Origin of the sequence: Streptomyces sp. NBC_01515 (assembly GCF_045040345.1) — a bacterium.
GTDB lineage: Bacteria > Actinomycetota > Actinomycetes > Streptomycetales > Streptomycetaceae > Streptomyces.
In genome coordinates this window covers 479,833-494,256 of the sequence record NZ_CP109416.1, presented here as the reverse complement: position 1 = coordinate 494,256, position 14,424 = coordinate 479,833, and the positions used below count along the sequence as shown (strand labels likewise).

General features: G+C 70.3%; 11 protein-coding genes. 4 read left to right on the top strand and 7 right to left on the bottom strand.

The genetic code is table 11. The features are described 5' to 3' along the window. The first annotated feature begins 135 nt into the window (after positions 1-135). The gene (locus OG407_RS01860) at positions 136-513 is read left to right on the top strand and encodes a hypothetical protein (RefSeq protein WP_405854319.1); all 378 of its coding nucleotides are present in this window, start codon (positions 136-138) and stop codon (positions 511-513) included. Between the two features lie 73 nt (positions 514-586). Here OG407_RS01860 and OG407_RS01855 read toward each other — a convergent pair whose 3' ends face one another. The 5 genes from OG407_RS01855 to OG407_RS01835 form a co-directional block, all read right to left on the bottom strand. Then, complete coding sequence (locus tag OG407_RS01855; RefSeq protein ID WP_405854317.1) at positions 587-2,614, bottom strand: ATP-binding protein; 2,028 nt, start codon at positions 2,612-2,614, stop codon at positions 587-589. A gap of 332 nt (positions 2,615-2,946) precedes the next feature. Beyond that, positions 2,947-3,882, bottom strand: a complete 936-nt coding sequence (locus OG407_RS01850; RefSeq protein ID WP_405854315.1) for a 2,3-dihydroxyphenylpropionate 1,2-dioxygenase — start codon at positions 3,880-3,882, stop codon at positions 2,947-2,949. Then, on the bottom strand, positions 3,879-4,757 hold the full coding sequence (locus OG407_RS01845; protein WP_405854313.1) for an alpha/beta fold hydrolase: 879 nt from the start codon (positions 4,755-4,757) through the stop codon (positions 3,879-3,881). The genes OG407_RS01850 and OG407_RS01845 overlap by 4 nt, the downstream gene beginning before the upstream one ends. Further along, positions 4,754-5,257, bottom strand: coding sequence for a cupin domain-containing protein (locus tag OG407_RS01840; RefSeq protein ID WP_405854312.1), 504 nt, complete (start codon positions 5,255-5,257; stop codon positions 4,754-4,756). Before OG407_RS01840 ends, OG407_RS01845 begins: the two co-directional genes overlap by 4 nt. Then, positions 5,257-6,039, bottom strand: a complete 783-nt coding sequence (locus OG407_RS01835; protein ID WP_405854310.1) for an SDR family oxidoreductase — start codon at positions 6,037-6,039, stop codon at positions 5,257-5,259. Before OG407_RS01835 ends, OG407_RS01840 begins: the two co-directional genes overlap by 1 nt. A gap of 98 nt (positions 6,040-6,137) precedes the next feature. Between OG407_RS01835 and OG407_RS01830 the strand changes: the two genes are divergently transcribed. From OG407_RS01830 to OG407_RS01820, 3 genes are all read left to right on the top strand, one after another. Then, positions 6,138-6,923, top strand: coding sequence for an IclR family transcriptional regulator (locus OG407_RS01830; RefSeq protein ID WP_405854308.1), 786 nt, complete (start codon positions 6,138-6,140; stop codon positions 6,921-6,923). Positions 6,924-7,039: 116 nt separating this feature from the next. Then, on the top strand, positions 7,040-7,504 hold the full coding sequence (locus tag OG407_RS01825; RefSeq protein ID WP_405854306.1) for a cupin domain-containing protein: 465 nt from the start codon (positions 7,040-7,042) through the stop codon (positions 7,502-7,504). Positions 7,505-7,506: 2 nt separating this feature from the next. Next, a complete protein-coding gene (locus tag OG407_RS01820) occupies positions 7,507-9,120 on the top strand; it encodes a flavin-containing monooxygenase (RefSeq protein ID WP_405854304.1) in 1,614 nt (537 codons plus the stop codon). Between the two features lie 84 nt (positions 9,121-9,204). Here OG407_RS01820 and OG407_RS01815 read toward each other — a convergent pair whose 3' ends face one another. Then, positions 9,205-12,414 (bottom strand): TIM-barrel domain-containing protein, encoded by a 3,210-nt coding sequence (locus OG407_RS01815; RefSeq protein ID WP_405868243.1) that lies wholly within the window; start codon positions 12,412-12,414, stop codon positions 9,205-9,207. 297 nt (positions 12,415-12,711) lie between these two features. Beyond that, positions 12,712-14,202, bottom strand: coding sequence for an MFS transporter (locus tag OG407_RS01810; RefSeq protein ID WP_405854302.1), 1,491 nt, complete (start codon positions 14,200-14,202; stop codon positions 12,712-12,714). Positions 14,203-14,424 lie beyond the last annotated feature (222 nt).

The window sequence follows — 14,424 nt, the reverse complement described above, 5'->3', positions numbered from 1 at the left end:
CACGACACAGGCGTGTAGAAGGGCGCCGGGGCGGCCGCACCTCGTACGCACACCTCCGAACCACCCCCGCACGCCCTCCTGTTGGCGACCGGTCACTGATGTGCTCGTCGTCCGTACAAAGAGGGGGAGAAGGACATGCGTCATCGTCTTGCGCAACGGTTCGCCGTGCTGTGCGCGTCGGCCACTCTGCTCATCGGGGCAGGTCTGGTGGCCGGACCGGCAGCTCAGGCGTCATCCTCGTCGCTCAGCCCATGCTGGCATCCGTACGTCTGCGTGTACTCAGGCCAGATCATGGTGGGCAACTACAAAGACGTCACGGGCTATTGGCAGCCCTTCCGTCGTCACGACGTCACGTACGCCTACAACGCCCGGCACTCCGGTGCCGCGTACTTCCGCTACAGCGGTGGCTACACCAGCTGCGTCGAACCGGGACGCCGGGCCAATCTGACCATCCGGTCCTACGGCTACGTGAACGGTATCCGCATCGACATCGGCTCGCGCTGCTACGCCTGAACCGCGGGTGACCCTTCGCGGAAAGGCTGTGTGTGCAGCCCTCCCGCTTCCCTCCTGACCGCGAAGCCCACGGTCAGGAGGGAAGCGGACCCTGCATCACCAGGGCGAGGCCCTCTTCCGCGTCGTCGTTCAGGGCGTTGGTGAAGGCCTTGTCGTAGGCGTCGTCGCCCACCGACCTGCGGGCCTGCGACTCCCACTGGTCGCGGACCTCGGAGAGTTCCGGGGTGCCGTGGTTCGGGTGGCCGAGCATGCGCCAGAACGTGTTCCCCGTGCCGGAGGTGCGCGCGGCCGCGATGCCGTTGCCCTGGACCGCGTTCGCCCCGGTGAGGAGGTCGAGCGCGAGGGCGATGCCGAGGTTGTCGTTGAGGTTGTGCTTGCTGGCGAGCATGGCCCGGGCATGGAGTTCGGCGTCGTGCGCACGGCCCTGGAGGAGGTCTATGAAGGCGAGTTGGTGGAACGCGTACGACCGGGCCCAGTGCTCGCCGTACCGGACGCTGAGCCGGCGCAGGGCGATGGCCGCCTCGTAGGCCTCGGCCAGTCGGCCCAGCGCGGAGTGGGCGAAGGTCCGGATCACCATGCAGCACAGCTGCGGCGCGCCCGACGGCGGCGATGTGCCGTGGCCGATCAGCGCCTGGTCGCACACGTCGTACGCGAGCTCGGGACGGCCCGCCATGAGGTGGGTCAGGCCGAGGGTGTGGGCGGCGAAGAGCTCGGACTGCGGGGTGCCGTCCTCGCACGCCGCTTCGGTGCACTCCTCCCCGATGCGCAGGGCGGTCGGGTGGTCGCCCTGGAGGGTGAGCGTGATCCCCAGGGCCCAGAGCGCGCGGGTGCGGGACGGACCCTTGGGGGTGTCGAGGGCCAGGACGCGTTCGAGATAGTCGCGGGATTCGTGGAGGTGCCCGCAACAGGGCCAGAACAGGCCCGTCCGTCCGGCCATCTCCACCGCGGCGTCGGGATCCGCCTCGATGAGGTGGTCGAGTGCGGCACGTACGTCGGCGTGGGTCGCCGAGATCCGCGCGTACCAGGCGACCTGCCGGTCACTGAGCCAACCGGCCTCGGCCTCGGCCAGCATGGCGGCGAAGTGTTCGGCGTGGAGCCGGGCGAGGGCGTCCTCCTCACCGAGTTCCGCGAGCCACATGGCGCCGTACTCGCACAGCGTGTCGAGCATCCGGTAACGCTCGCCCACCTGTTGGAGAACCGACTGGTCGACCAGCCGCTCCATCAGCCACGGGATGTCGTCGGCGATGAGCGGACCGCCCGCGCAGACGGACTGCGCGTCGGCCAGGTCCAGGGGACCGCGGAAGACGGACAGCCTGGCCCACAGCAACCGCTCCAGCGGGGAGCACAGTTCATGGCTCCAGCCGATCGCCGTACGCAGCGCCCGGTGCCGTCTGGGCCACACCGTCTCGTCCACGAGCGTGTCCAGCCGGGAGCCGAGACGTTCGGCGATCTCCGTGAGACTGCTCTCCCGCAGCCGCGCACAGGCGAGTTCGACCGCGAGCGGGATTCCCTCCAGGCGATGGCAGATGGCGGAGACGGCTTCGGCCGAGCCGGGGGAGTCCAGGGACAGCGCCGGCGCGGTCGTGGCGCAGCGCTCGCGGAACAGCCGTACGGCGTCGCCGTTTCCGGTGTCGTCACCGTCGTCCATGGAGAGCGGAGCCACCTCGATACGGTGCTCGATCCGGACCCCGATGGCCTGTCTGCTGGTGGCGAGGATGGTCAACTGCGGTGCTGCGGCGAGGAGTTCGCTCATCAGAAGCAGGCAGGAGGCCAACACGCGTTCGCAGCAGTCGAAGACGAGCAGGATCTGCCGACCGGTCAGCCACTCGCACAACGCCTCGACCGGGGCGCGCGGATTGTGGTCCAGGAGATCGACCGCGTCGCAGACCGTCGCGGTGAACAACCTGTCGTCGTAGAGGTTGGACAGGTCGACCCACCAGACCCCGTCGGCGTACTGCCCCCGGATCTGCTCCGCGACGCGCAGCGCCAGCCGGCTCTTCCCGACCCCGCCACCACCGGTGAGCGTGACGCATCGCCGCTGCGCCAACGCCGTTCTGACTGTGTCGAGTTCGCTGTCGCGGCCGACAAAGCTGGTCGTCATCACTGGGAGGTTGCCTAACACGGTCCCATCCTGCACGGCCCGGACGAGGGGCTAAACCCTCTCATCGGAAACGGTCACAAGTGATCGGAGTTGGCAACTATCCGATCGAACGGTTGCCGTGGCCGACGGGGTGAAGTGCGGTGGCGGCTGTATCGATTCGGCGGGGTCCCGGCGACCTTCGACAACGGGCGGTTGCGCGTGGCGGAACGGCTCGGCAGCCGCTCAGAGGCGCGGATGCGGGCACGGATTTTCGGAGCGTGATTCCTCCATCTTCCGCTGACCGACGGGCAGTTCCCGCACCTTCCTACTCGACCACGCGACGACACCACCCCTCACTCCACCTCGAACGTCGCCCCGATCCCCATCCCGGTGATCCACTCCGGAACCGGCTCGTACGCGCTCCACACCAGCGGTGCCCGTACCGCCGCCTGCCCGATCAGCCACGTACGGATCTCGTGCCCGCCGCTGCCCGCCTGCTCCTCAAGACCCGCGTCGCCGAGGGCCGCGATCGGCTCGGGCTCTCCCGTCCCCAGCTGCTTGAGGAACCAGCGGTCCCACGCGCTGTTGACGTGGGCGTGCGGGTCGCCGCCCATCGCACGGACCCGGGGTTCGCGTGCGGCCGCGAAGGCCTGGGCGTCCTCTCGGCCGTGGATCACCGAGTGGCGGCGGTCCTCGGCCATCGCCGGATCGCGCGGGTCGTTGGTCGGCAGCCAGTGGGAGAGTCCGCCGCTCGCGATGACCAGGACCCGTCCGGCGGCGCCGTCGCCGCGCAGGGTGTCGCCCAGCGCCCGGCCGAAGCCGATGCAGCGTTCCATGGTCGGCAGCGGGGGAGCGGCGGTGTTGACGACGAGCGGCACCATCGGGATGTCGATGCCGGCGCACACCATCTCGTAGCTCTGCACGAGCCCGTGGTCGATGGTGAGTGAGTAGGACAGCGACAGGTCGAAGCCCGCGCGGGTGAGCCCGTCGTAGACGGACCAGGCCAGTTCACCGGCGACGGGCAGCGGGCCGGGCCGACTGCCGAAGTCGCCGAATCCGACGGCGTGTTCGACGCCGATGAGGAATGGCGGCATCGCGTCGTAGAAGTTCGAGTGGAAGTGGTCGGGCCCGATGACCACGACCGCGTCGGGCGCGAACCGCGCGACGGTCCGGGAGAGCCGGGCCGCCTCGGCGAGGAACCGGCCGCCGGGCTGTTCGGGGCCTTCGGGCGGCAGCAGGGTGGCGAACGGGGAGTGGGACATGGCGACCAGGCCGAGGATCTCGCTCATGCCGGGTCCTTGCCGAGCAGGAGGAAGTCCCGGTGGGCGCGCAGGAATTCGGCGGGTTTCTCCCACTGCGGCCAGTGGCCCGCGTCCTCGATGACGTGCAGGCGGGCGTCAGGGAGCCAGCTCTGGAGCATCGCCGCCTCGTCGAGTCCGCCGGTCGGGTCGTGGTCGGTCCACAGCAGGAGTGTGGGCGCGGTGATGAGGCCGACCCAGGCCGGGTCCCAGGCGAAGTCCTTGCGTACGTCGGGGTCTTGGAGCACCAACGTGTTCTCGATCGCGCGCAGGAAGCCGGGACGGCCGTAGACCGCGCGTCGCAGGTTCACCAGTTCGTCGGTGACCATCGAGGTGTCGTGGAAGAGGAACTCGACCCGGCGGCGCACGGTTTCGTCGCTCGGGTCCCGGACGGCGGCCAGGGTGCTGTCGCGCATCCGGACCATCACCTCGGGCTTGTTGGCGATGTTCCCGGGGGTGTTGAGGACGAGCCGTTCGACGCGGTCGGGGTGGTACGCGGCGGTCCACGCGGTCACCCAGCCGCCGAGCGATTCGCCGGACAGATGGGCCGACTCGATCCCCAACGCGTCCATCAGGCCCAGGAGATGATCGGAGAGCACGTCGATCGTGTACGGCCGGTCCGGGAGGTCGGACCAGCCGTGGCCGACCATGTCGTAGGCGGTGACACGGAAGTCGGCGGCGAGCCCGGCGATGTCCCGGGCGTAGGCCTCCAGATGTCCACCGGTGCCGTGCAGCAGGACCAGCTCGGGACCGGACCCGGCGCGCAGCACCCGGGTGCGGACGCCGGCGACGTCGACGAAGCGCAACTCGTGTTCGATGTCGGACAGTTCGCCCCAGATGCCGATGTGGGCGGGCAACGGGCTCATGCCTGCTCCTCCTTGAACCGTGCGCGGGCTTCCGCGACCGTGACCAGGCCCGCGCTCTGCCGGCGCCCGACGCCGAGCAGGTTCAGCAGGCGGGAGTTCTCGATGGTGAGGAACTCGACCGGCTCGGTGTCCGAGTCGTTGTAATGGCGGTGCCAGGTCCAGGGCGGGGTGTAGATGAAGTCGCCGGTGGCCCAGGGTTCGGTGTCGTCCTCGATCTCGCTGTGGCCCCGACCGCTGATGACGAAGTGCACCGTCTCGTGATGGTGGCGCTGCATGTCCGAGCTGAGACCCGCCGGAATGGTCTGCCGGAAGAGTTCGAAGCTGGCGGTCGGCAGCAGCCCGGCGATCGCCAGCACGGTCGGGTTGTGCACCTGGTCGGCCGGCAGGGGCGCGAGTTCGTCGGCGTGCACGACGACCGGCCGGGCCGTCCCGGGCCGCACGGTGTCCTGGATCGAGCCGAGGAAATCGGCCATGGTGAACTGAGGTCCCGATTCAGCCATCAGATCGTCTCCGTCCTTCCGCCGTCGACCGTGAGCACGGTCCCGTTGATGTACGCCGCCTCGTCGGAGGCCAGGAACGCCACGGCCGACGCGATCTCCGCCGGTCGCGCGGCCCGCCCGGCCGGAATGTCCGCGAGGTCCTGCGCGTCGAGTTCGTCGAAGCCGAGGTGTGCGGCGCGTGCCCGGTTGGCCAGGATCCGCGTCCGCCGATCGGTCGAAGTGGCGCCGGGGGCAACGCAGTTGACGGTCACACCCGCCGCCGCGAACTCGCGGGAGAGCAGCTTGGCCGCCGCCGTGACCGCCGAGCGCAGCACCACGGACGCGGCCAGGTCGGGCTGCGGCTGCCGTACCGCCGTGGACGTCACGAACACCACCCGCCCGAAACCCCGCTTCGCCATGCCCGGCATCGCGAGGCGCGCCAGCCGCAGCGGACCCAGCAACAACAGCTCGGACGCCTCCCGCCACCGCGCGTCGTCGAGATCGAGGATCCCGCCGGGCGGTGGACCACCGGCATTGAGCACGAGCACGTCGAGGCCGCCGTACCGGTCGTCGACCTCTTCCATCGCCGCTACGGCCGAGGCCGGGTCCGCCATGTCGCTCACCAGGGCGTGCACCTCGCGTGCCGGGCCGTCGCCCACGGCGTGGCCGAGCTGGGCCGCCGCGGCTTCGAGGGCCTCGGCGCGGCGGCCGGTGATCACCACCCGGTCGCCCGAACCCGCCAGGCGCTCGGCGACCGCGTGGCCGATACCGCTCGCACCGCCGCCGACCAATGCTGTCCGCATGATGTTGGCATCCTCCCGAGTCCTCCCCCTGCCCGCCGGCAGGGACAGCCGAGCCTTCCCCTTGTCCGCCGGGCGGGGACAGCCTTAGCGTGACCGGCATGACCCCCGGGGAACAAGGGACGAGTCCCACTGCGCGGGACGGCAAGACCGAGGCCTCGGGCCTGGAGCGCGCGGCGGCGATCCTCGGCGCCTTCGACGCGGCGCACCGCGAGCTGACCCTCTCCGCGCTCGTGGCCCGCTGCGGGCTGCCCCGCTCCACCACCCACCGCACCGCGGACCGGATGATCCGGCTCGGCTGGCTGGACAAACCCCAGGGCCACTACCGCATCGGCAACCGGCTCTTCGAGATCGCGAGCCTGGCCCCGATCCGCCTCGAACTGCGCGAGGCCGTCCTGCCCTACCTCCAGGACCTGCACAGCGCCACCAGGACCACCGTGCAGCTCGGTGTCCTGGAGGGCGCGCAGATCCTGGTCGTCGAGAAGATCACCGGCCACCGCCCCATGCCGATGCTCTCCCAGGTCGGCGGAATCATCCCGGCGTACTGCTCGGCGCTGGGCCGGGCCATCCTCGCCTACAGCGAGACCGCGACCATCGACGCCGTACTCGACGCCGGGACGCCGCCGCGCAACCCGCGCACGCTGACCACCAAGGAAGCCGTGATCCGCGAGCTGACCGCCGTGCCCGCCAGGGGCTGGGCGGTGGAGCGCGAGGAGGGCAACATCGGCGTGAGCTGCGTCGCCGCCCCGATCTTCGGCCCGTCCGGCGGGGTCGCCGCGGCCCTGTCCGTCACCGGGCCCACCGCCCTGGTCCGCGCCGACCGGGCCGGACCCGCCGTACGGCTCGCCGCCGCGGCCGCCTCCCGGGCCTACAGCACCCGCCGCTGAAATCGTCCCAGCCCGTGGGACGTTTGATTGCGCGCCGACCGCGCCGAACCCACGCTGGGCGCAGCAGACCAGCGCCGTGGCCGGTCGGCCACGGTGGCGACCGGAAGGAGACGACGGTGACTCTAGGCGGTGGCTACATGCTGCCCTCCCGCGACGGACACAAGATCGCGGCGATCGGGCTGGGCATCACCCTCAAGGCGGACGGCGCCGCGACGCACGACGCGTATTCGCTGTTCGAGTACACGGTCCCGCCGGAGACCGACGGACCGCCGCCGCACCTGCACACCCGTGAGGACGAGTCCTTCATCTGCCTGGCCGGACGGCTCGACGTACACCTCGGCGGCAAGGACTTCGTCCTCGAACACGGCGACTACCTCTTCCTGCCGCGCGACGTGATCCACGCCTTCCGCAACCCCTACCAGGAGGAGTCGCGCGTCATCTCCGTCGTCTCGCCGGCCGGCCTGGAGGCGTACTACCAGACGCTCGCGGACATGCCGCCCGGCCCGAAGGACATCGGGCTGATGAAGAAGATCATGGCCGACTTCGGCATCGAGCTCCAACTGCCGCCCGAGGTCGCCTGATCATGAGGATCGCCATCATCGGTGCCGGTGTCGCGGGCCTGGTCACCGCGAAGGTGCTCACGCAGGCCGGACACCGGACGGACGTGTTCGACAAGACCCCCGACGTCGGCGGCGTGTGGAGCCGCACGCGCCGCTACCCGGGCGTCACCACACAGAGCCCGAAGGCGCAGTACTCCTTCTCCGACTTCCCCATGCCCGCGGACTTCCCCGAGTGGCCCGACGGCGCCCGGATCCAGTCCTACCTCGCCGACTACACCGCGCACTTCGGACTCGAACCCGTCCTGCGCCTGAGCACCGAGGTGCTCTCCGCCAGACCGACCGCCGACGGCAGGTGGAGCGTCGAGTACCGCGACTCCGCGGGAACGCACAGCACCGAGACCTACGACCGACTCGTCGTCGCCAATGGGGTGTTCTGCGAACCGGCGGTCCCGAAGTTCGACGGGCTCGCGGAGTTCACCGCCGTCGGCGGCCAGGTGTGCGCGGGCACCGAGTTCCACGACGCCGAGCAGGCGCGCGACCGCAACGTCCTCGTCGTCGGCTACGGCAAGTCGGCCTGCGACGTGGCCGTGCCGATCAGCACCGTCGCCGCCCGCACCGACGTCATCGCGCGCCAACTGCTGTGGAAGGTCCCGCGGAAGATCGGCGGCCGGCTGAACTTCAAGATGCTGCTGCTCACCCGGCTCGGCGAGGCGCTGTTCCGCTACATCCGCAGGCGCGGTTTCGAACGCTTCCTGCACGGCCCCGGCAACGGTCTGCGCCGCCGGATGATCAACTCCATCGGCACGGTGTCGATACGTCAACTCGGCCTGAAGCGGCTCGATCTCGTGCCCCGGGGAACGATGGAGGACATCGTGCGCGGCGCCATCGGCCTCGCGACCGAGGGCTTCTTCGAGGCCGTCGGGGCGGGCGCCATCACCGTCCACCGGGACCGCACCATCGAACAGCTCCTCGTCGTGGACGGCAAGCCCTCCGCCCGCCTCTCCGACGGCACCGTGCTCCGTGCGGACCTCGTGGTCTGCGCCACCGGCTTCACCCAGGGCGTTCCGTTCCTGCCCGAGAAGGTCAGCGAGCAACTGCTCGACGAGCGCGGCAACTTCATGCTCTACCGCCAGATCCTGCCCCTCGGGATCCCCGGCCTGTACTTCAACGGCTACAACTCCTCCTTCTTCAGCCCGCTCAACGCCGAGATCGCCGCCCTGTGGATCGCCGCCGACCTCGCCGGCGCGGTGGAGACTCCCGGCGCCGAGACCATGAGGGACGCGGTCGTCGAGCAGCTGGCCTTCATGGACATCGCCACCGACACCCACCACTGCCGCGGCACCAAGATCATCCCGTTCTCCATGCACAACGCCGACGAGGTGCTCGGCGACCTGGACCTCAACGTCAACCTGCTGGTCCGCGCCGCCCATTGGCTCGGCCCGGTGGATCCGGCCGCGTACCGACGACTGACTCCGACGCTGCTCAAGCGCCTGTCGTCGATCGAGCCCGGAGACCGGGACCGGGACGGGGACGGGGACCGGCCAAGCGTCCTTCCCGGCCCGGGCAGTTCGGCCTCGGGTTCAGGGGCGGGGCATGCGGTGCCGGAGAGCCTGACCAAGTCCTCAACGCAGGGCTGAGACCGATGAGTTGAACCCCGGCGAGAGGAACTCGCCGGGGTTCGACGTCATGCCCACGGGGTCATGGGGACTTGCTGAAGCCGGTCAACCGCACGTCACCGTGATCGGCGTGTGCGCGCTCCGCGCCGGGAGCGTGACGGTCAACGTGCGGGTCGTACTGTCGAAGTGGTAGGCGTGGGCGGGGAGTTGAGCCCCTCCCACTCTGACGCTGTTCGGGGCGGTGACGCCGAGGAGGGAGACGGTCCACTGCCGCGTCTTCACCTGGCCGTGGAAGGTTCCGGTCGGAGGGGTGATCGTCACTGTGTGCCGGGTGCCGTTCTCCCGGTACCGGATCTTCGTGACGGCGCTGTGGCCGCGCCCGGTGCGGGCGGTCCCGTCGTCCTCGTAGAGGGTGGAGGAACCGGAGGCTCCCGCCGCGACGGTGAGCGTGACCTTGGTCAGCGGGGCCTTGTCGTTGCTGGTGACGTCGTTCGTGCGGGTCGGGATGACGGCGCCCGCGCGGACGAACACCGGCATGGTGTCGAGGCCGTTGGTGATGTTCTGGGTGGTGCCGCCGGCGTAGGTCTGCCCGGTGAAGTAGTCGGTCCACTGGCTGCCGGGCGGGAACCACACCGAGGTCGTCGCCGTGGTGCCGGGCGTGGTGACCGGGGCGACGAGCATGTCGGGGCCGTAGAAGTACTCGCTGCCCGAAGTGGCGTACGCCTGGGGCTCGTTGGGATACTGGAGGTACATCGGGCGGGTGACCGGGACGCCGGTCGTGTTGGCCTGCTGCGCGAGGGAGTAGGTGTAAGGCACCAGGTTCTCGCGGAGGTTGAGGAACTTGTCGGCCGAGGCGCGGGCCGCCGTGCCGTACTGCCAGGGCAGGCGGTCGCTGTGGTTGCTGTGCAGGCGGTCGATGGGCTGGAAGGTGCCGAGCTGGACCCAGCGGGCGTACATGTCGTCGGGGAGCTTGTGTGTGGTGTGGGTCGTGCCGTCGGCGGTGTAGGTCTCCGAACCGGTCAGGTTCGTCGTGTCGTTGTGGCCGCCGATGTCATGGCTGATCGCCGACATGCCGGTGGCGGCCGCCTCACCGGGGGTGTAGCCGACCTCGGCCTTCAAGGTGCCCCAGGTGGAGGAGGTGTCGCCGGTGAAGTGGACGGTGGTGCGCTTGTCGGCCCACGGCCCGGTGGGCAGCCCCTGCTGGCCGCTGTAACCGCCCGCCTGGAGCGAGCCGTAGGCACGGGAGACGGCGAAGCCCCGGCCGATGGTCTTGTCGGCGTCCGTCGCGTACTGCTGGTTGATCCACGCGTCGGGAGTGACACCGGGCAGTGCGGACTGGGAGGCGTCGCAGCACCAGTCCAGCCACCAGAAGTCGTTGCCCTGCTGGTCCATGGTCTGATGCAGGTCCATGTACGCCTTGAGCTGGTCGGGGTCGCCCCAGTCGAAGGTGTAGCAGTCACCGGCACCGCTGCTCGCGGAGGACGCGCAACCACCCTTGTGCAGCTTGCCCTTGGCGGTCGCCTGGGCCTGCGCGAACTGCGGGTCGCTGCTCAGGATGCTCGGGTGGATGTTGAGCGTGTTGTGCAGCCCCTGGGAGGCGGCCCAGTCGAAGAACCCCTTCGGATCGGGGAACTTGGACTGGTCGATCTCCCAACCGCTCCACGTGTTGGGCGACTTGAAGTCCGTGTCGGTCACCAGGACGTCGAGCGGCACGCCCTCGGCACGGAAGGCGGGCAGGATCCGGTTCTCGTAGTCGGCGGCGGTGCGGTCCATGTACTCCGAGTACCAGACGCCGTAGGCCCATTGGGGGAGCAGCTCGGGCGGACCGGTGAGGGTGGCCAGGTCGGTCAGCGCCCGCTGGTAGTCGTGGCCGTAGCCGAAGACATAGCCGTCCTGGTACGGCGCCCCGCCGTGGGAGGGGCGTTGGGTGACCTGGTGGGTGCCGGTGTCGTACAGGGCCGAGGCGGTGTCGTCGAGGAGGTACCAGCCGTCCTTGTAGAGCAGGCCGGGTGTGGTGGCCGGTGCCCCGTTGTCACCGTTGACGCCGTCGAGGCTGCGACGGTAGCCGCCGAGCGCCAAGTGAGGCTGCGGAGCAGGGGAGTTGGCCGCCGTGACGGAGACCGTGTCGAGGTTGACGTGACAGCTCGCGGCGTCCGGGCAGTCGACGGTGATGTCGTTCGCCCCGGCCTTGAGGGTGACGGGGACGGAGGCGGTGCTCCAGGTGTCCCAGTTGCCGGTGACGGGCAGCGACAGGGTCTGCGTGGTGCCGCCGGAGGACACCGTCGCCGTACGGGTCTGGTAGAGCCCGTCGCGGCCGGTGGCGTTGGCGTAGCGGACCTGCAACGCGTAGGTGCCGTCGGCCGGTACGCCGACCACGTGGGTCAACGCGCTTGTGCCCTGGTTCAGTTCGGCGAGGAAACCGCTGCCGGAGTACCCGGCGTGGTCGGTGGCGGTGATCGCCGTACCCGAGACGCGACCGTCCTCCGCCTCGCAGTTCACGCCGTATCCGCAACTCGTGATCGCGGTCGTGGAGGTGGACGGGAAGCCGCTGCCCTGGTTCACCAGGGCGATGCTGTCGAGGTTGACGTTCCCGGAGTCGGCGGCCGTCCTCGTCAGCGTCAACGTGTGCTGCCCGGCGGCGAGTTGGACCGCGCTGCTCGCGAGGCCCCAGGTGTCCCAGTTGGCGGTCGTAGGCAGGCTGAGCGTGCGGCTCGCGCTGCCGTCCACCGACAGCGTGAGGGTGCGGGCGGTGTTCTGGCCGTCCCCGCCGACGGAGTTGGCGTAGCGCGCGTCGAACGTGTACGTACCCGCCGCGCTGACGTCGACGTCGGCCGACACGGAGTCTCCCGTCCCCTCGAAACCGGCGAGGAACCCGGACCCGGTGTAGCCGGTGTGGTCCGAGGCGGTACCGGCCCCGCTGTGGGGCAGTTGCTCGGCCTCGCACAGGGCACCCAGGCCACAGGTGAGCCGGTGCCACGGGCTGGCGTCGACCGCCGACCCGCCGGCCGACAGGTGCACGGAGAGGTTCTGTGCGTCGAACGGCCCTGAATCCACTTGGTACTTGAGCGTGAGCGCGCTCGTGGTGATGGTCAGCCAGCCGTTGGAGGTACTCGATGTGTACGGGGGCGGGGTGAACGCGGTGCGGCCGATCGCGTTGAACGTCGCGCTGTCGGTGAACTTCCCGTCCTGCGCGTACTCGGTGCGGATCAGGGTGGGGGAGAGGACCTGGAAGCGCGCGTTGCCCGAAGTCACCGACGCGGTGCGGTGGTTGGTCGCCACGTGTGCCGAGGCCGCTCCGGTGCCGGTCACGAGCATGGCGGCCAGGGTGCTGATGAGGGCGAGGACCGTGACGTGTCTTCGCGGGGTGCGTGTGGTGCGTGACGCCGATCGTCTTCTCACGGGCAGCTCCGTCCTGGAGTGGGGCCACGTGGGCCCGTGGTGGAGGTGTGCCGTTTCCCGTTCGCGCCTGGTGGAATCTGCTCCTGGCCGACATCGTTGTCAACCCTCGCGGTTGAGGGTTCCTGTGCGTATCGGTTCACCGGGTCGGGTTTCTGGGCGGGAAGGGGACGGCGTGGACTTCCCTGGATGCCGTAGCGTTCAGCTGACGTGCTGTCAGGTCTGAGCGCTGTCGTGTACCGCGGGCGCGGCGCTCACCCCTGCGACGGCCGGCTCGGCCGGAAAGTGCGCGGCGACCCGGGCGGCGGTGGCGGTGGCGCGGGCTGTGGTGGTCGCCAGGCCGATCGCCGTGATCACGAGGCCGCCGGTGGCGAGGATCCACCAGCCCGGGTGACTGGCGGTGGCGAGTCCGGGACTGCCCGGGGCGCGGGTGCGGGCTGTGACGATCGAGCCGAGGACCGCGACGCCGAGGTTGTTGCCGATCTGGCGGCCGGTGGTGGTGATCGCGGCGGACACCCCGGCCTGGGCGCGCGGCATACCGGCTACCGCGGTGCTGGTGATGGGGGCGTTGACCAGGCCGAATCCGATGCCGAGCAATACGTAGGCGGTGAGCAGGGTCGCCCACGGCGTGGTCGGGGTGAGCGTGGTCAGCGTCAGTGCGGCGACGGCGATCAGCAGGCCCGCGGCGACCAGCGGAGGGCGGGGGCCGCGCGAGGCAGTGAGGCGTCCCGACAGCGGTGAGGCGAGCGCGGTTCCGGCGGCCATCGGCATGGTGAGCAGGCCGGCTTGCAGTGCGCTGCAGCCGCGTACGTCCTGTAGGTAGAGGGTGTTGAGGAACAGGAATCCGGACAGCACGACGAACGCCGTGACGGCGGCGACGAAGGAGCCGGTGAACGGGACCGAACGGAAGAACACCGGCTCCACCAGGGGCTGTTGGCGACGCCGTTCATAGGCGGGCAGCGCTACGGCCGCTGCTGCGGCCAGGGCGAACAGGGCGACGATGAGGGTGCTGCCGTAACCCTGATGGGAGCCCTCGATGATCGCGAAGATCAGCGAGGTGAGGATGGTGACGACGAGGATCTGACCGACCGGGTCGGGGCGTCGGGGCGCGGCGGCCCTGGATTCGGGGATGAACACCGCGGTGAGCACCAGGGCGGCCACCCCGATCGGGATGTTGATCCAGAAGATCGAGCGCCAGCCGGCTGAGGCGACGAGCAGGCCGCCCACCACCGGTCCGGCGGCCAGGGACAGGCCGACCGTGGTGCCCCACAGCCCGATCGCGCGGGCGCGCTCGTGGGGGTCGGGGAAGGCGTGCGTGATGATCGACAGGGCGACCGGGTTGAGCATGCTCGCGCCCAGGCCCTGGACGATGCGGAAGGCGATCAGCCAGCCCAGGCTCGGAGCGAGGGAGCAGGCCAGCGAGCCGGCGGTGAAGAGGGCCAGTCCGGCCTGGAACACCCGGCGCCGTCCGATCCGGTCGGCGGTGGATCCCGCGAGCATCATGAACGCGGCGACGGCGAGGGTGTAGCCGTCGACGGTCCACTGCAGTCCGCTCACCGGGGCGTGCAGATCGTGGCCTACGGCGGGCAGGGCGACGTTCACGGCGGTGGTGTCCAGGGCGGTGATCAGCAGGCTGAGGCAGCAGACCGCGAGGATGAGCGTTCCCTGCCGACGTGTGTTGTTGGGGAGGGGGGTGTGCGTCGGCATGGTGGATCTCCTCGGTCGGGGGGTGGTGCGTTCCGCGTTGGTGGCGTGCGGGATGTCCGGCGGTCCGGGTCGCCAACGGCGCAGTGTGGAGTGGGAGTTGGGGGTGCGTGGTGGTCACCGGGCTGCGGAACGGGCCGGAAGGCGGCGGGGGAGAACGGGCTGGCCGGCGCGCGCTCGTACTTCGGCGGGGTGACGCGGTGGCGGTGGCGGGTTGCCTGAGCC

Bases quoted from the DNA above. Each gene is read 5' to 3' on its own strand.
- OG407_RS01850 (WP_405854315.1), bottom strand. From the start codon at position 3,882: ATGAGCGAGATCCTCGGCCTGGTCGCCATGTCCCACTCCCCGTTCGCC.
- OG407_RS01835 (WP_405854310.1), bottom strand. From the start codon at position 6,039: ATGCGGACAGCATTGGTCGGCGGCGGTGCGAGCGGTATCGGCCACGCG.
- OG407_RS01840 (WP_405854312.1), bottom strand. From the start codon at position 5,257: ATGGCTGAATCGGGACCTCAGTTCACCATGGCCGATTTCCTCGGCTCG.
- OG407_RS01845 (WP_405854313.1), bottom strand. From the start codon at position 4,757: ATGAGCCCGTTGCCCGCCCACATCGGCATCTGGGGCGAACTGTCCGAC.
- OG407_RS01860 (WP_405854319.1), top strand. From the start codon at position 136: ATGCGTCATCGTCTTGCGCAACGGTTCGCCGTGCTGTGCGCGTCGGCC.
- OG407_RS01810 (WP_405854302.1), bottom strand. From the start codon at position 14,202: ATGCCGACGCACACCCCCCTCCCCAACAACACACGTCGGCAGGGAACG.
- OG407_RS01855 (WP_405854317.1), bottom strand. From the start codon at position 2,614: ATGACGACCAGCTTTGTCGGCCGCGACAGCGAACTCGACACAGTCAGA.
- OG407_RS01815 (WP_405868243.1), bottom strand. From the start codon at position 12,414: ATGCTCGTGACCGGCACCGGAGCGGCCTCGGCACACGTGGCGACCAAC.
- OG407_RS01830 (WP_405854308.1), top strand. From the start codon at position 6,138: ATGACCCCCGGGGAACAAGGGACGAGTCCCACTGCGCGGGACGGCAAG.
- OG407_RS01820 (WP_405854304.1), top strand. From the start codon at position 7,507: ATGAGGATCGCCATCATCGGTGCCGGTGTCGCGGGCCTGGTCACCGCG.